Source organism: Streptomyces sp. NPDC088554, assembly GCF_044752945.1.
Classification (GTDB): Bacteria; Actinomycetota; Actinomycetes; order Streptomycetales; family Streptomycetaceae; genus Streptomyces.
Map to the genome: position 1 here is coordinate 122,119 of NZ_JBIVMF010000013.1, position 15,357 is coordinate 137,475.

The window sequence follows — 15,357 nt, forward strand, 5'->3', positions numbered from 1 at the left end:
GGGGACGGGTCGCGAACGACGAACACCCTTCCTTCGTCCCGGACCCGCCCACGACTTGAGCGGCACCGACCGGATGGAGCAGCCGCACAGTTCAGGAATCGAGATCACCGAGGGCGGGAGGGCGCGGGCGGCCCCGGGTCTCTCCGTACGTCGCCGGGCCGGAGACAGAAGCGCGGTCGCCGTCCGGCACCCCGGATACGACGACCGCGCCAGGTGCGGGCGTTACGCGCCGCTGGCCTCGATCATGTCCTCGCGCTCGACGATCTTGACGCGGTCGCGGCCCTGCGGCTCGCCCAGCGCCTTCTCCGCGGCGTCCAGCCGGTACCAGCCCTCCCAGGTGGTGAAGCGGACGTTCCGCTCACCGAGGAACGCGTCCACGCTCTCCGGGGCGGGCGAGGAGGGCGTGTGCAGACGGCCGTTGGTGCGGTCGTCCAGCAGGCTGGCGACCGTCTCGTTGGCGTCACCCTTGGTGTGACCGATCAGGCCCACGGGACCGCGCCGGATCCAGCCGGTGACATACGTCGACCGGAGGTGCTCGCCGGTCTCCCCGATCACCCGGCCGCCCTGGTCGGGGACGGTGCCCGACTCGACGTCCCAGGGCAGCTTGGGCAGCTTGTCGGAGAGGTAGCCGACCGCGCGGTAGACCGAGGTGATGTCCCAGTCCTTGAACGTGCCGGTGCCCTTGACGTTGCCGGTGCCGTCGAGGACGGTACGTTCCGTGCGCAGGCCGACGACTTCGCCGTTCTCGCCGAGGATCTCGGTCGGCGACTCGAAGAAGTGCAGGAACAGCTTGTGCGGCCGGTCGCCGACATCGCGGATGGCCCAGTTCTCGAGGGTCTTGGCGACCATGTCGGCCTGCTTGTTGCCGCGCCGGGTCGCGATCGAGCCGTCGTCGTAGTCGATGTCCTCGGGGTCGACGATGACCTCGATGTTCGGCGAGTGGTCCAGCTCGCGCAGCTCCATCGGGCTGAACTTCGCCTGCGCCGGGCCCCGGCGACCGAAGACGTGGACCTCCAGGGCCTTGTTGGCCTTGAGGCCGTCGTACACGTTCGGCGGGATCTCGGTCGGCAGCAGTTCGTCCGCGGTCTTGGCGAGGATCCGCGCCACGTCGAGCGCGACATTGCCGACGCCGAGGACGGCGACCTTCTCCGCCGTGAGCGGCCAGGTGCGCGGGACGTCGGGGTGACCGTCGTACCAGGAGACGAAGTCGGCCGCGCCGTACGAGCCGTCGAGGTCGATGCCCGGTATGTCGAGGGCCCGGTCGGCCGTCGCGCCCGTGGAGAAGATCACGCCGTCGTAGAAGGCGTGCAGGTCGTCCAGGGTGATGTCGCTCGGGTAGTCGACATTGCCGAAGAAGCGGACCTGGGGCTTGTCGAGGACCTGGTGCAGGGCCGTGATGATGCCCTTGATGCGCGGGTGGTCGGGGGCGACGCCGTAACGGATCAGGCCGAACGGGGCCGGCATCCGCTCGAAGAGGTCGATGGACACACCGGGTTCGGCCGCCACTGCGGACTTCAGCAGCGCGTCGGCAGCGTAGATCCCGGCGGGGCCGGCTCCGACAATGGCTACCCGCAGAGGGCGAGACATGTTCAGGTTCCCTTCGAACGGCGAGTGACTCAACGGGAAAGCCTAAACTAAGGCAATCCTTAGTCGGTAGTCGGCTTGGACCTATGCCCTCATAAGCTGGTCTTATGAGCTGCCAGTGGCCGGAAACGCGCCGTCCCGCGGCCCTCCCGCTCCCACCGCAGCCTCGTTCACCGGCCTTGTCACCGGAAGAAAGCATGCCGTCCGCCCGGCCCCCGCGTCCGGTACGTCACCGACCTCGCCTACGAGCCGGCGACCGCCGCAACCGCGACGAGGACATCTTCCTCGCCTCCCGGCGCACCACGCGCGCGGGGTCGCCGTCGTCGAACGGCGGTTCCAGCTCGGCTGTGGAGGCGGCGCACCACGCGCGCGGGGTCGCCCTTCGCCACGACGTCGTCCCACCGGCTGTCCAGCGCGGGCCACAGGTCGAAGCCCGGGTCCCCCGCGAGCGGCTCCGGGTCGATCGCGAGCCAGGGCGCGCGCTCCCCGGCGAGGACGTTGCCGTAGTGCAGGTCCCAGTGCAGCATCCGGGCGCCCGGCTCGCCCACCAGCTCGGCGACCGCCGATGCCCAGCCGCGCAGGAGCCGCCGGTCGTCGGGGTCCGCCGGCGCCGTGACCGCCCGCGGCACCTGGTCCAGCATCCCGGCGGCGATATCGCCGAGGCTCCGCAGCCCCGGGGGCGCGGGGACGGCGACCAGCCGCGTCAGGAGCCCGGCGAGGATGCCGAGCGCGGCGTCGTCGTCCTCGACCGAGGCCAGGGTGCGGGAGCCGTCCAGCCGCTCCAGGAGCATGGCACCGCTCCCGGGATCGCCGTGGAGCAGCCGCACCGTCCCGTCGCCGTTCCAGGTCCGCAGCCCGATGAGCACGGCGGTGGTCTCCTCCCGGGGCTGCTGGAGCCGGAGGACCGCGCGGGTGCCGTCCGCCCGCAGGACCGGCAGCGCCAGGAGGCTTCCCCCGCCCCGGCCGCGCCGTCGCGTACCAGCTCCCAGCGGTCCAGGAACTCCGCCGCCAGCGCGGGCAGTCCGGCGATCCATTCCTTCCCCGCCCCGTCGCCGCCCCGGGTGTACGACGCCGCCGGACCGTCCGGGATCTCGACCGCTCTCCCCGTACCCGTACCGCACCTCCTCTTCCTGATGGGCTGCGTTCCGGTCACCGGGCCGGCAGGAGCCGCTCGTACATCCTCATCCTCCGGCCACGGACCTGCGCGTCCGTCACCGGTGTGAAGTACTCCGCCAGTACGGAGGTCTTCACCCGGTCCCGCTCCCCCGCCACCGGCTTCGCCACCCGCGCCGCGTCCGATACCAGCAGTATCCGCCGCTGGTCCAGCATCGCGGCCCGAATCCGGGCGGGTTCCGCCTCCACACCCTTCAGCGTCCCGGACTCCTCCGGGCCCTCCGCCAGGGCGATGTCCCGCAGACCGGCGAAGGCGTCGGGAGAGACCAGCCTGGTGTCCCGCCGTGCCGCCGGTACGTAGAGCACGGCGGCCCCGGCCTTCTCCAACCGCCGCACCTCTTCCGCCACCGCCAGGACATCGTCCACCCGACTCTCCGGGGACCGCTTGGCCAGCGACTGCGGCAGCAGCGCCACCACCACGACGGCGGCCAGCACCGGGGGAATCCACACCGGCGCTCCCGGGAAACGCGGCACGGCCACCCGTGCCAACGCGCCGGGAAACACACCGATCAGCAGCGCCAGACCCAGCAGGCTGAACAGTACATACCGGTCCAGGAACAGCGGCTGGACCAGGGAGAGGCCGATCAGACCGATCTGTGGCACCACCAGCAGTGGCAGCCCGACAGCCGCCACCGACAACTCGCCCGTCCGGGGCCGGTCCAGTAGGGCGCCGAGCCCGCCGATCGCCAGCAGGACCGCCGGGCCGATCATCATGTGCCAGGTCAACGGCGGTATCCAGGAGACCTGTTCGGACTGGCTCCGACTGAAGAGGACCAACGGCAGCACACCCGCCACAGCGACCGCCGAGGCCACCGCCCAGCGTATCCACACCCCGCGCCCGACGCGCGCCCGGACCAGGGTCACCAGATGCGCCGAAAGGACCATCAGCGAGAGCCAGTTCAGCAGCCCGCACATGAGGACCGTACCGCTGTAGGCCACCCAGCACACCGCCCGGCCGCGTTCCTGGACCACGGTCACCAGCAGCAGTGTCGAGATCCCCGCCCCGGCCGCGACCAGTGCGTACGGGCGGCCCTCCTGAAGGTAGAACTGCACGGCCGGAAGCAGCCCGAACACCAGTCCTCCCGCCAGTCCCACCCGGACCCCGGCCAGCCGGTACCCGATGGCCGCCACACACGCCGCCGCCACCGCCATGGCCAGCACGGAGGGCAACCGCAGGGTCGCGGTGCCGGGGCCGAAACAGGCGAAGAGCCCATGCATGAACAGGTAGTAGAGCCCATGCACAACGTCGACATTCCCCACCATACGCACGATATCGCCCGTGGACCGCTCGGCCACCTGCCAGGTCGCGGCCTCGTCCCGCCACACACTGCCCTGCCGGGACAGCCCCCACAGACCGAGGGCGAGAGTCCACAGCATCGGTATCAGCCATATGGCCGGCCCTCTGTGAAGAAAGCTTCGGATCAAGGCTGTTGGGGATGTCATCAACGTTTTCCGGCCCTCGGGCAGTCGTCCGAACAGTGATGCCACTCACCGGTCGGAAAGGGCACGCGCCCCAGCCTGCACCAGTTCGAAACCCACTGAACAGCGGCGCGACCGGGGCCGCCACGGAATTTCGCGCCCCCGGCGGGCCGGTGTGGAGTTCACCGACTCCGCCAGGGGCGTGCCTCCTTACGGTTCCGGTCAGGCGGCGCTCGCGCCACTGCGGCGCCTGAACCACCACAGGCCGCCGACGACGAGGGCGGCGACGGCTACCGCGAGAGCGATGATCAGGGCGGTTTTCGAGCCGCCGTCGCCCTTGCCCACCGGGGTGGTGGTGCCGGTTTCCGTGGGTGACGGTGTGTTCGGCGACGCGCTCGTGGCCGGGGCGGACGGTGTGGCCGGGGCGGGCTCGGTGGCCGGGCCGGGGCCGATGGGCTTCGCGCCGGGCGCCGCGGGCTTGAGCGCGAGGGTCGGCGCGAGGTTGCCGTTCACTCCGCTCGCGGGCTTCTCCAGTTCGATCCAGCGGTCGGTGTTCCCGTCGCTGTAGGTCTGGAGGGTCTTGAAGGCCAGGGACTCGACATCCGGGAGCTGACGCACCGTCACGGTGAACTCGGCGTCCTCACCAGCTGCCAGCGCGGGGCCGGACACGGTGTAACCCCGCTCCGTGGCCGCGTACTTCCAGCCCTTGGGGCCTTCCTCGTAGCTGACGTCGGACGGCGCGATGCCATCCGGGAGGACCACCTCCAGCTTGGTGATCCCCGACTCCGACTCCGACTCGGCGTTGAAGGCCAGGGTGACATTCTCGGCGAGGGCGACGGCCGAGCCGCCTTCCACCTCGACCTCCACATGGGCGGACGCCGGAACGGCGAGAGCGAGTGAGGCCGCTACGGCGAGGACGGTGACGGTGGACAGCCGCTGCACGGCGCGCGGCAGCCGGTGGGTACGGGGCACTGGTGACTCCTGTGAGGTAACGGTGTTGCGGGCACGCCGAGGCGCGCCCCGAGGTCGTACTGCTGGACGGCGGGGACTGCGCCCGCCGGGGGACCTCGGCGCACCACGGCGTGCGCCAGCACCAGGGAGTTGCTCGGAGGCGGCTGTGCCCACGCCCCCGCGGGCCGCAGGACGCGCGGTGCCGCGAAGGGCGGTACGGCCGGAACCAGCCGTACGAGAAAGCCGACGATCACCTTGCCGGCGCGTTCGCCCAGCTCCCCCAGGGCCCGGCAGGCGGTGTCCGCCCGCTGGAGGCACCAGGCCACGAGCAGGGCCGCCGCGATATGGGCGGCGGTCATCGACACCCCGTGATGGCCGGCGTGCCACGCCTCGTGCACACCGCCGGAGACATCGTGGCGGTCCATCGAGTGCGGCGCCCGCGCGGAGTGCGCGTAGGACCGTGTGAGCCAGTGATGCAGGGCAGCCTGCGCGGCACCGGTCGCGACCATCGCCGTGGGCAGCGAACTCGGCCCGCGGGCAACGGGAACGGCCAGCAGGAAGAGCAGGACCAGAGCGATTCCCGTGCCAGGCCAGGGCACCGGATGCCCCGATGCCAGGTGGTGCCCGGTGAGCCCGAGCCCCGTACTCACCACGCTGAACACCCCGGCGCGGGCAGCGGCGGCCGGCACGCCTGTCACCGGACTCGGCTGACTCGGCGCGCGGCGCGGGCACCTCGCATGCATGACATGGCGGCCCCATCATGCGCCATGATCCCGAATCACTGGAACGCGCTTCCGATATGTCCACCAGTGGGCGCTGCGGGCGGCCCCACCGCATTCATACCCCTCACTGGGAAACCACCGACGATCGCACGCGAGAAAGTGCAGTGGTTCGTCACCATCTACAACCCTGTGGGCGAGAAATGCAGCGGGGCTCTCACCTCGAAAACGCGCATCGCCACGGCGGAGCGCTGCGTCGCTGATTCCTCCGGGAAGGTCCACAAGGGGGAATTCCAAGTACTCCTGGGGGCCTTCTCCGACTACAAGCAGTCCGCGACGACCAAGGACGCGCGTGTTCTGAACCGTAAGACGGACGTGGCCATGCTTGTTCTTCCCGCCGGGATGAAAGGAGCCGGCATCCCGACCGTCTCCAGGACGGAGCCTGAGAGAGAGCGGAACGCGACCCTGTACGGCAGCGGACGGACACCTCAGGACACGGAAGGAAAGCTGATCCACTCCTTGGACGTCGGGGTGTCCCGGGCGGGTGAGGGGTCGTCCGAGGTCCAGACCGGGGGCAAACGGCACTGTGCGTGTGACGGAGACTCCGGAGGTCCCCTGGTCCGGAAGGTCGGCGGCAAGTACCAGTTGCTGGCGGTGATTCACGCGTCGAATCTCAAGCAGGGTGAGTGCCCCGAGAAGTCCGCTGAAGAGAGGCGGACCGTGGTTGGCACAACCGCCGCCTACTACGAGCAGCTCACGGCGGGATGACGTCCGGGCCGCCGTCCCGCGAGGGGGGTCTCAACTGGCGAACAGGACGCTGCGGAAGTGGCTGTTCCGGACCGTTCCACGGGCGGGGATCTCTGCCGTGTGGGTGCCTGCGCAGCCGGTTCTCTCGTACAGCAGAACAAGGTCGTCGGTCGCGTTCGACGCCTTGCCCTCGCCTTCGATGTCGAAGCAGTGGTTCGACGTCGGGTTGTCCAGCGCTCGCGGAGACGAGGCGACGCTGTAGGAGAAGTAGCCGATGGCATCGGCGGTGAACCGCACGCTGCGAAAGGCGGCCTTCCGGCTCTGAGTCGAGGCCAGGACATGGCGTGTCCCTGAGCAGTTCGGGCCGCTGAAGAGTTCGGCCTCCTGGTCGGTCCCGTTCACCGTGGGGCCGGAAGCGTCGAGGTAGCTGTAACAGCGCGCCGCTGTAGGGTTTTCGATCATCTGTGAGGCGGGCGGCGGCGTGTACGTGAAGGTGCCCCTCGCCGCCCACGCGGTCACGGGCTGGGCCGCCAGGCACAGGGCGGCGAGTAGACAGAAAGCCGGGGAGAAACGGGACATGTGAAGCCTTTCGCGATGGCCCGGCGGGCTGAGGATGTCGTAGAAGCCGCTTGGCATTCCGGGCATTCCACGGGCCCGCGTCGGCCGGGCGTCGTACGGTCCGGCATGGCGATGAGGCGGCCCGAGCGGCAGGCCCCTGGTTCGGGGGCCTGCCCGAGCTGAGAGTCGATCAGTCGATGAACTCCAGGCTTGCGAACTGCACGTCGAAGGCGCCGGTGTGCGGCCGGATCACCTCGGCGTGGCTGCCGACACATCCCGGCCTCTCGAAGAGGAGCGCGGTCTTGCTGGTGTTGTTCTGGGCGCGGCCGTCGCCGGTGACGGTGTAGCAGTGGCCGAGCCGGGGGTTGTCGATGGTCTCCAGACCGGTGGTGGGGTTGGTGTAGATGAACTCCCCCCCAACCGCGGCGTAGGAGCCGCCGGCTCCTCCGAAGGTGAGCGCGGTGGCGGCGCCAAGGGCGGCCAGGGCAAAGGTGATACGCCTCATTGGTTCTCCATTTTCGGGTCGTCCGCGTGGCCGCACGGTGGATACGCGGACGGAGCGGCCAGGGCCTGGTCTGAACAGCCGAAGCGGTGGCTGACGGGAACCAGCCTGACAGCCCGAAACAGAAGAGGATCGATTCAGCAAATATCATACTTTGGGACGCCGTGAGCACGTTCTCGTGCTGCTCCTCGCTCACGCCCTGGGCACACTCCCAGAGCGCGATAAGGTTCACGGCCCGTCTGCCGCCTGCCCGCGTACCGCGACACCGGCCGCGTACCGCAATACCGGGGACGGGGAGCGTCGGGGACGAGTGGGATCCCACGAGCCATGACCAGCCCAGCACCGTCGCGATCGTGCCGATCACTCTCATCGGCCTGGCCGTCGCGGCGGCGATGGCCGTATACGGCTGCGCCGCGCCGGCCCGGCACGGCATTCGACGTCGGGCCCCGGTGTCCGGCTGCGCGCGGGCGCCGCGATAGCCGTGGCGGCGGTTCCGATGTACGGCTGGGACGCCCTGCGTCTCGTTCGGGACGAGACGATGACGGACCAGGCGTGCAAGGCCGAGGTGTCCTCGGCGCAGGCGGCGCACATCGTCGGCGTCGCTGTCTCCTACCTGCCGCCGCACCTGAACTGCCTTGCCACAGGAGGGGGTTCGCATGCCGCCGCCGTACCGGGCTACGTCAACCCCGCCATGACAGCCCCGTTGAGCGCGAGGGCGAGGAAGACCAGGCCGGCTTCGGCGAGCCGGGCGGACAGCGCGACGATTCGGATCTTGGCGCCCCGGTGGAACAGGGCACGGTGCAGTGCGACCGGAGTGGCAAGGATCGCCGAGGAGACCACCGTGAGCAGCAGGGTGACCACGTACGTGGTGCGTTCGAAGGTGTCGAGGTATGGAAACCTGCTGGTGAAGGCCACTCCGAGGAGAAAGGCGAAGACGATCTGGACGCCGGTCCGAACGACTCTCAGTTCCTGGAGGAGCTCGATCAGGTTGCGGTCGGCCCGCTCCGCGGGTGTCTCCCCGCCGGACGGAGCCGGACCGTCACCCGGCGGGACAGGCGTATGAGACATGAGGTCATTGTTCTCCGGCCGTCCCGGCCGCATCGCGCGGCACACCGGCGGTCGGCTTTACCTCTCCTTGTCCCTGCGTGCGATGGCTTCGGTTGCGGAGCGATGCGGGTGAAGCGCAGGCCCATACCGGGCAGTGGGACCCTTGACCCTCGGGTCTGGCCCCGTTGCTCACCCGGCTGTCCGCCACGGCGGACAGCCGGGTGAGCAACGGGGCGCTTCCACTCTGCGGTCTGCCGTCGGCTGGAGGCAATGTCATGAACAGCATTACCCGGGAGACATCCGCTCTCGGGCCGGTGGTCGCCGGTACCGACGGTTCGGAGAAAGCGATGGAGGCGGTGTTGTGGGCGGCCGGTGAGGCGGCGGCACGGAAGCAGCCTCTGGCCGTGGTCCACGCGATCGGCGTCGAACAGGCCGGTTACGTGGCCCACGACGAGTCCCATCGCGTCCTGGACACCGCCAAGGAGGTTCTCGATGATGCCGCGACGCTGGTGTCGCGGTGGTAACCCCAGGTGGCCGTGTCCACGGTGCTGAGCCGGGACGAGCCGGCGGAGAGCCTGCTGGAAGCCGCGGGCGGCGCGGGCACGATCGTGGTCGGCTCCCGCGGGCTCGGTGGTTTCGGCGCGCTGCTGCTGGGTTCGGTCGGGCTCCGTGTCGCGGCCCGCGCGCGGGCCGGTCGTTGTCGTACGGGACGCGGTCGAGGCCCCGGCGGGCGTCGTGCTCGCGGCGGTACGGGACGACGGGGACCGCGGCACGCTGCGGTTCGCGGCGCGGACGGCGCCGCCGCACGGCACCTCGCTGCGGGTGGTGAGCGTCTGGATGTTCCCGCAGAACATGGGCAGCAGGGTGCCGATGGTCGATGATGTGAGCGGCGTCGCACGGGCGGAGGCCCGCGCCGTGGTTCCCCGCCGACAGCCGGGTCCTCGACGGCCCGCGCGGCTTCAGCGGGGGCTGATCGGAACCGTCCACACCAGCCGTGTACCGCCCTTCCCCGGTGTGGTGACCGTCATTTCCCCGCCCAGGCTCTCCGCCCTGCTCGCGAGGTTTTCCAGGCCGCCGCGGTGGCCGCCCGGCGCGATGCCCGCGCCGTTGTCCGTGACCGCAAGGGTCAGCAGGCCGTCCCGTACGACCAGTGCCACCTCCGCGCCGGTGGCGTGCGCGTGCCGGGCGACATTGCTCAGGGCCTCGCTCAGTACGGCGACGGCGTGTTCGCCCACCTCGTGCGGCACATCCGTGTCGATGAGCCCCTCCATGCGCAGCGCGGGGGTGAAACCGAGGGAGCGTACGGTCTGCTCCACCAGCAGGGTGATCCGCAGCCGCAGCCCCTGCCGTGCGGCTCCGGTGCCGTGGGCGCGGAGGCCGAAGATGGTGGAGCGGATGATCTTGATGGTCTCGTCCAGGTCGTCCACCGCGCGCAGCAGCCGTTCCCGCGCCGCCGGGTGATCCACGAACCGTATGGTGCTCTGGAGCGTCATTCCGGTGGCGAACAGCCGCTGAATGGCCAGGTCGTGCAGGTCACGGGCGATCCGGTCGCGGTCCTCCAGCAGTGTGAGCTGCTCGGCGGAGCGTCGGCGCCCGGCCAGTTCCATGGCCAGCGCGGCCTGCCCGGCGAAGGCGAGCAGCGGCGCCGTCTCGGTCTCGGTGAACGGAGGCCCGCCGCGCACCCGGGCCAGCAGCAGTACGCCCCGTACCCCGTCGTCGGCGCCCATCGGCACCGCGACGGCGGGCCCGAGCCCCGCCCACCTCGGCGGCCCGGTGGTGATCCTCGGGTCGTGCTCGACGTCGGAACTGATCAGTGGGCGCCGCGCGTGCAGGGCGGCGCCCACGAAGGAGCCCTCCCGGGGCAGCACCAGCCCGTCGTGGGCATCCGCGTCGACCCCGGCGGCCAGCGCGACCCGCAGGATGTCCCCGGCCTGCTCGGGAAGTGCCAGAACCCCCAGGTCCGCGGCGAGGATACGGCGGGAGTGGTCCACGATCAGCGGCACGACCTGTGTCTCGTCCGCCCCGGAGAGCAGACTTGCCACGATCTCGGCGTTGGCCTCCAGCCAGCGCTGCCGGTCCCGGGCCCGCTCGTACAGCCGGGCGTTCTCGATGGCCGCTCCGGCGGCCTCGGCCAGGGTGGCGAGGACGGTCTCGTCCTCACTGCCGAAATCCTCGCCCCCGCGTTTCTCCGTGAGGTAGAGGTTGCCGAAGACTTCGTCGCGTACCCGCACCGGCACTCCGAGGAACGAGTGCATGGGCGGATGGTGCGGCGGAAAACCGCGTGACGCGGGGTGGCGGGCCAGCTCCTGGAGCCGCAGCGGCTCGGGGTGCCGGATCAGTTCGCCCAGGAGCCCGTGGCCCTCGGGAAAGTGTCCGATGGCCCGGATCTGCTCCTCGGTGAGACCTACCGGGACGAACCGGGACAGTCCGGTGTCCTCTCCGATGACTCCCAGAGCGCCGTACTCGGCGTCCACGAGGATCACGGCGGCCTCCACGATATGCCGCAGCACCTGTGCCAGATCCAGTTCGCGCCCGATCGAGAGCACGGCTTCCAGCAGACTCTGTACGGACTCGGGGGTGCCGTGCTGTACGGCGTCCAGATGGGCCTGCAACTCATCCGGCAGAGTGTCGGCCCGCCGTCCCTCCGCGGCGAGCCGTCCGCTCGGGTTGTCGCCCACGTTTCCTCCGCCGGGGTCGGCCACCCGTTCCCCGGGCTCACTTCCACGGTAGCGACCCATGGCGTCCCGGCATCCCGGACCCGACCGGCCCTACCCCCGACGCGCGGGGGCGCGAAGACTCGGTGGTGTGACCCCGAAGGCCCGAGGGAGCGACGACAGGAGTGCCAACCATGCGTACCAAGCAGTGGACCGTGCAGATCTACCTCACGGAAGACGACGACAACACCCGGGCTCGCGCGGTCCTGACCACCGGGGACACCTCGCGCATCGCGGGGAACGGAGTGGCCCGGCGCAATCCGGTCGACCGTGCCGTCCCGGAGATCGGTGACGAACTCGCGGCCGGCCGCGCGCTGGAGGATCTCGCCATCCGCCTGCACGACGTCGCCTCGGACGACATCATGGAACTGGCCGCCCGCTTCCGGCCCGTCTGACGTGACGGAAGCGGGCGGCTCCCCGGCCGGTGGCCGGGACGTCAGGCGGCTGGAACGCACACGTCAGTGGCTGTGGCGTACGGAGATCCGGCCTCCGGTGACCTGCCGGGGGAATGCCGATCCACAGTCCCCGGTCGCCGCCCGCCCAGGGCGCCCGCTCCTCCAGCCGGAGCACCTGTCCCGGGTCGGTGACCACCTGCGCGGCGCCGACGACCAGGACGCTCCATCCCTGGCTGAGGGGGTCGTCGATGTGGTCCACCTCGAAGGCGACCGACCGGCCCACCGCCGCCGCGGGGGCGGCACCCGGTGCCGTACGGAACGCGACCAGGTCACCGTCGACCGTGTAGTTCACCGGGAAGACCGCGGGATCGCCGCCGACGGTCACCACCACCCTGCCCACCCCGCGGGTCGACAGGAGCGTATGGCACTCCTCGGGACTCAGCGGGACGGGTACCGGGTGAAGGCCCGCCCTGCCGACACCGACCGGCAGATCGGCCGTGGCACCCACCAGTTCCTCGGCGGTGGTCTCCAGCGCGTCCGCCAGGCGCAGCAGAAAGCCGGTGCCAGGCGCCGCCGATCCCTCCTCCAGATACTGGATGTATCCGGGGGCCGAGCCCGCCCGCAACGCCACGTCCTCGCGCGTGAGCCCCAGCTCCGTACGCCGTGCCACGGCCCGGCGGCCCAGGTCGGACCGTGCCCGCGTGTTCTCCGGGCCTTCGGGGCCTCCGGTGGCTTCCGGTTTCTCCGGCATGGTGCCCGCCTTTCTCCGGCCGCCTTCGTCACGCGGCGGTACGTTCCAGTACGACTTTCAGGGCTCCGCTGTCGGTCTCGGCCGAGAACACGCCGTACGCCTCCTCCATCCGGTCGAGGGCGAAACGGTGCGTGACCAGTGAGGAGGCGGGCAGCCGTCCCGCGGCCGCCATACCCAGCAGCATGGGCGTGGAAGAGGTGTCCACCAGACCGGTGGTCAGGGTGAGGTCCTTGATCCAGAGGTCTTCGAGATGGAGCACCGCCGGTTTGCCATGGACCCCGATGTTGGCGACGTGGCCGCAGGGGCGCACCATCCGTGTGCACATCTCGAAGCTCTCCGGCACGCCCACCGCCTCGATGGTCACATCCGCTCCGGCGCCCGCGGTCAGCTCACGGACCAGGCTCTCGGGGTCCTCGGCGGCGTTCGCGACGGCGTCGGCGCCGAGCCGGCGCGCGTGCTCCAGGCGGGACGGTGCCAGGTCGACCGCGATGATCCGGCCGGGACTCAACAGCCGGGCCGTCGCGATCACGGCCAGCCCGATCGGTCCCGCGCCGACCACCACGACGGTATCGCCGGGCCGCACAGAGCCGTTCAGCACCCCGACTTCGTAGGCGGTCGGGAAGATGTCGGCGAGAAGCACGGCGTCCCCGCTGTCCAGGGCGGCCGGCAGGGGATGGACGCCGAGGTCGGCGAAAGGCAGCCGGGCGTACTCGGCCTGGGTGCCGTCGATCAGATGGCCCAGCACCCAGCCCCCGCCGCCGAGACACTGCCCGTAACGGGCCTCACGGCAGAACCGGCAGCGTCCGCACGCCGAGATACAGGAGGCCAGCACCCGGTCCCCGGGACGTACGGAACGTACCTCGCGCCCCACCTCCACCACTTCCCCCACCGCTTCGTGCCCGAGCACGGTACCGGCGGCGACTTCGGGGACATCCCCCTTGAGGATGTGGAGATCGGTGCCGCAGATGGTGGTGGCGTCGACCCGGATGATCGCGTCGGACGGGTCCGTGATCGCGGCGTCGGGGACGTTGTCCCAGGAGGACTGTCCGGGACCGTGAAAGACGAGTGCCTTCATGATGTGCCTCCTGCTGTACTAAGTGCGGTTGCGCCCCGGCAGGCTCCGTGGCTCATCCGTACGGGACGATCACCACCGGGCAGGCCGCGTGGTGCACTGCCGCCGAGAGAACGTGCCCGACCTTGGGCGCGAACACGGGTCTGGTCCTGCGGCGGCCGACGACAAGCAGTCCGGCGCCCGCGGCGCCCCGGACCACCGCGCGGGCCGGGCTCTCCATCCGTACGGTGTCGGTCGTGCGTACACCGGGGAACTTCTCGCGCCAGGGACGCAGGGCCTCGGCCAGTTCCCGCCCGGCGTCCTTCGCCGCTTCCTCGGTGGGGTACGGATCCGGGCCACCCCGGGTGCACGCGGGCGCGGGAAGGTTCCTGCCGTGGACGGCGCGCAGCACGGCACCGCGCCGGGCAGCGCTGTCGAAGGCGAACGCGAGCAGTTCGTCGCAGGGCCCGCGCAGTCCCAGCGCCACCACCACCTCGCCGTCGTCCGGGCCGGGCACGGTGTCCTGGCCGGCCCGGACGAGAGCCGTCGGGGTGACGGAGCGTGCCATGACGTTCATGCCGATGTCCCCCAGGAAGTAGCCGGCCAGGGGTGCCAGGTCCCGGGAACCTAGGACCAGCAGCTCCGACTCGGCGGCGGCTTCGAGGAGGGCGTGCACCGGGTCCACAGCCACCAGTTCCTCGACGATGGACAGCTCCGGGCAGTGTTCCTCCACCGTGGCGAGTGCCTCCCGCAGGATCCGCTCGGACCAGTAGTTCTGGTCGTAGTGCCGAGCGCTCGCCGGTTTTCCCTCGGCCGGTTCGGTGTCCAGCAGCACCCACGCGTGCAGCAGACGCAGGGTCGCGCCCCGGGACTCGGCTTCCCGCGCGGCCCAGTGGGCGGCGGACAGCGATTCCGGGGTGCCGTCCAGCCCCACGGTGACGACGGGGTTCATGACCGGGCCCCTCCACCGCGAGCCCCACTGGTGGCGCCCGCCGGGTGCGTGAGTTCGGGGGTGACCGAGACGACGCCGTCGACGCCGGCGCACAGCCGTACCAGCACGGGGATCAGGCGCCGTTCCGCCACTGTGCCGCGCAGTGTCACCTGGCCCTCCTTGACGTCTGCTGTGACGGCGCCGGGTGCCAGTCCCAGCGTTCCCGCCAGGACGTCGTGGGAGATCTCCTCCCGGATGGCGTGGTCCTGCCGCAGGAACACCCGCAGCAGATCACGGCGGCTGACGATGCCCAGCAGCCGGTCCGCCTCGTCCACCACGGGCAGCCGTTTGACGTTCTGCACCGCCATGAGACGGGCGGCCTCCACCACGGTCCACTCAGGACGCGCGCAGATCACCGGAGCGGACATGATCTCCTCGGCGGTACTGCCCTCGGCCCTGGCGCGCTCCCACGCCTCGAAGCGGGGCAGGGGCGTCAGCCCCGACGGATCGGGCCGGCCGGCCGCTTTGCGCAGCAGATCCGCCTCGGACACGAGCCCGGCCGGGCGGCCCGCCTCGTCGAGTACCGGCACGGCACTCACTCCGTTGTCCGTCAGCGCCCTGGCGATCTCCTTGAACGGTGTACCGAGTCGTACGGTGACGACATCGCGGGTCATGAGTTCACCGATTCTCCGGTGTTCCATGTCCTCACTCCCTTCCCAGGCCGCTGACCGCGGCAGCCGCGGCCGCCCCTCCAGGGTCCGCGCCGTCGCGACCGCGCGGCATGAGCCACTCGGCCCCCGCGGGGGCCGAGTGGT

14 protein-coding genes and 2 pseudogenes are annotated in these 15,357 nt (G+C 70.9%); 3 read left to right on the forward strand and 13 right to left on the reverse strand.

Translation table 11 applies throughout. The features are described 5' to 3' along the window. Positions 1-222 precede the first annotated feature (222 nt). From ACIP8W_RS17270 to ACIP8W_RS17290, 5 genes and pseudogenes are all read right to left on the reverse strand, one after another. Entirely contained in the window at positions 223-1,587 is a 1,365-nt protein-coding gene (locus ACIP8W_RS17270) for an FAD-dependent oxidoreductase (protein ID WP_401948190.1), read from the reverse strand. 296 nt (positions 1,588-1,883) lie between these two features. Continuing rightward, positions 1,884-2,719 (reverse strand): annotated as a pseudogene (locus ACIP8W_RS17275) (aminoglycoside phosphotransferase family protein); the annotation flags it as partial. A gap of 14 nt (positions 2,720-2,733) precedes the next feature. Next, on the reverse strand, positions 2,734-4,134 hold the full coding sequence (locus ACIP8W_RS17280; protein WP_402203552.1) for a hypothetical protein: 1,401 nt from the start codon (positions 4,132-4,134) through the stop codon (positions 2,734-2,736). Between the two features lie 264 nt (positions 4,135-4,398). After that, complete coding sequence (locus ACIP8W_RS17285; protein ID WP_402203554.1) at positions 4,399-5,148, reverse strand: DUF1775 domain-containing protein; 750 nt, start codon at positions 5,146-5,148, stop codon at positions 4,399-4,401. Further along, entirely contained in the window at positions 5,082-5,816 is a 735-nt protein-coding gene (locus ACIP8W_RS17290) for a hypothetical protein (protein WP_402203556.1), read from the reverse strand. The genes ACIP8W_RS17285 and ACIP8W_RS17290 overlap by 67 nt, the downstream gene beginning before the upstream one ends. A gap of 78 nt (positions 5,817-5,894) precedes the next feature. Here ACIP8W_RS17290 and ACIP8W_RS17295 point away from each other — a divergent pair, with 78 nt between their 5' ends. Next, entirely contained in the window at positions 5,895-6,614 is a 720-nt protein-coding gene (locus ACIP8W_RS17295; RefSeq protein ID WP_402203557.1) for a trypsin-like serine protease, read from the forward strand. Positions 6,615-6,644: 30 nt separating this feature from the next. Here the strand turns inward: ACIP8W_RS17295 and ACIP8W_RS17300 are convergent, their stop codons facing one another. The 3 genes from ACIP8W_RS17300 to ACIP8W_RS17310 all read right to left on the reverse strand — a co-directional run bounded on the left by ACIP8W_RS17300 (position 6,645) and on the right by ACIP8W_RS17310 (position 8,721). Beyond that, positions 6,645-7,229, reverse strand: coding sequence for a hypothetical protein (locus tag ACIP8W_RS17300; RefSeq protein WP_402203559.1), 585 nt, complete (start codon positions 7,227-7,229; stop codon positions 6,645-6,647). A gap of 112 nt (positions 7,230-7,341) precedes the next feature. Further along, positions 7,342-7,656: a hypothetical protein gene (locus ACIP8W_RS17305; RefSeq protein ID WP_402203561.1), complete on the reverse strand. Its 315-nt coding sequence runs from the start codon at positions 7,654-7,656 to the stop codon at positions 7,342-7,344. A gap of 672 nt (positions 7,657-8,328) precedes the next feature. After that, positions 8,329-8,721 (reverse strand): DUF6328 family protein, encoded by a 393-nt coding sequence (locus ACIP8W_RS17310; RefSeq protein WP_402149839.1) that lies wholly within the window; start codon positions 8,719-8,721, stop codon positions 8,329-8,331. 254 nt (positions 8,722-8,975) lie between these two features. Here ACIP8W_RS17310 and ACIP8W_RS17315 point away from each other — a divergent pair. Next, positions 8,976-9,581 (forward strand): annotated as a pseudogene (locus ACIP8W_RS17315) (universal stress protein). A gap of 78 nt (positions 9,582-9,659) precedes the next feature. Here ACIP8W_RS17315 and ACIP8W_RS17320 read toward each other — a convergent pair. Next, positions 9,660-11,438, reverse strand: coding sequence for a GAF domain-containing protein (locus ACIP8W_RS17320; RefSeq protein ID WP_401948175.1), 1,779 nt, complete (start codon positions 11,436-11,438; stop codon positions 9,660-9,662). A gap of 110 nt (positions 11,439-11,548) precedes the next feature. Between ACIP8W_RS17320 and ACIP8W_RS17325 the strand changes: the two genes are divergently transcribed. After that, positions 11,549-11,809 carry a DUF1876 domain-containing protein gene (locus ACIP8W_RS17325; protein WP_401948173.1) on the forward strand — a complete coding sequence of 87 codons (261 nt, stop codon included), beginning with the start codon at positions 11,549-11,551 and terminating at the stop codon, positions 11,807-11,809. On the opposite strand, the gene ACIP8W_RS17330 is transcribed toward ACIP8W_RS17325, so the two are convergent. The 4 genes from ACIP8W_RS17330 to ACIP8W_RS17345 are packed head-to-tail and all read right to left on the reverse strand — an operon-like array spanning position 11,775 to position 15,243. Continuing rightward, positions 11,775-12,560 (reverse strand): helix-turn-helix domain-containing protein, encoded by a 786-nt coding sequence (locus ACIP8W_RS17330; protein ID WP_401948170.1) that lies wholly within the window; start codon positions 12,558-12,560, stop codon positions 11,775-11,777. The genes ACIP8W_RS17325 and ACIP8W_RS17330 overlap by 35 nt on opposite strands. 28 nt (positions 12,561-12,588) lie before the next feature. Further along, complete coding sequence (locus ACIP8W_RS17335; protein ID WP_401948167.1) at positions 12,589-13,635, reverse strand: alcohol dehydrogenase catalytic domain-containing protein; 1,047 nt, start codon at positions 13,633-13,635, stop codon at positions 12,589-12,591. A 52-nt stretch (positions 13,636-13,687) separates the two neighbouring features. Then, a complete protein-coding gene (locus ACIP8W_RS17340; protein WP_401948164.1) occupies positions 13,688-14,563 on the reverse strand; it encodes a universal stress protein in 876 nt (291 codons plus the stop codon). After that, entirely contained in the window at positions 14,560-15,243 is a 684-nt protein-coding gene (locus tag ACIP8W_RS17345) for a CBS domain-containing protein (protein ID WP_402149833.1), read from the reverse strand. Before ACIP8W_RS17345 ends, ACIP8W_RS17340 begins: the two co-directional genes overlap by 4 nt. Between the last annotated feature and the right edge of the window lie 114 nt (positions 15,244-15,357).

Coding starts and splice junctions, on each gene's coding strand:
- ACIP8W_RS17280 (WP_402203552.1), bottom strand. CDS start 4,134: ATGCTGTGGACTCTCGCCCTCGGTCTGTGGGGGCTGTCCCGGCAGGGC.
- ACIP8W_RS17340 (WP_401948164.1), bottom strand. CDS start 14,563: ATGAACCCCGTCGTCACCGTGGGGCTGGACGGCACCCCGGAATCGCTG.
- ACIP8W_RS17330 (WP_401948170.1), bottom strand. CDS start 12,560: ATGCCGGAGAAACCGGAAGCCACCGGAGGCCCCGAAGGCCCGGAGAAC.
- ACIP8W_RS17310 (WP_402149839.1), bottom strand. CDS start 8,721: ATGTCTCATACGCCTGTCCCGCCGGGTGACGGTCCGGCTCCGTCCGGC.
- ACIP8W_RS17300 (WP_402203559.1), bottom strand. CDS start 7,229: ATGCCAAGCGGCTTCTACGACATCCTCAGCCCGCCGGGCCATCGCGAA.
- ACIP8W_RS17320 (WP_401948175.1), bottom strand. CDS start 11,438: ATGGGTCGCTACCGTGGAAGTGAGCCCGGGGAACGGGTGGCCGACCCC.
- ACIP8W_RS17325 (WP_401948173.1), top strand. CDS start 11,549: ATGCGTACCAAGCAGTGGACCGTGCAGATCTACCTCACGGAAGACGAC.
- ACIP8W_RS17305 (WP_402203561.1), bottom strand. CDS start 7,656: ATGAGGCGTATCACCTTTGCCCTGGCCGCCCTTGGCGCCGCCACCGCG.
- ACIP8W_RS17295 (WP_402203557.1), top strand. CDS start 5,895: ATGATCCCGAATCACTGGAACGCGCTTCCGATATGTCCACCAGTGGGC.
- ACIP8W_RS17270 (WP_401948190.1), bottom strand. CDS start 1,587: ATGTCTCGCCCTCTGCGGGTAGCCATTGTCGGAGCCGGCCCCGCCGGG.
- ACIP8W_RS17335 (WP_401948167.1), bottom strand. CDS start 13,635: ATGAAGGCACTCGTCTTTCACGGTCCCGGACAGTCCTCCTGGGACAAC.
- ACIP8W_RS17345 (WP_402149833.1), bottom strand. CDS start 15,243: ATGGAACACCGGAGAATCGGTGAACTCATGACCCGCGATGTCGTCACC.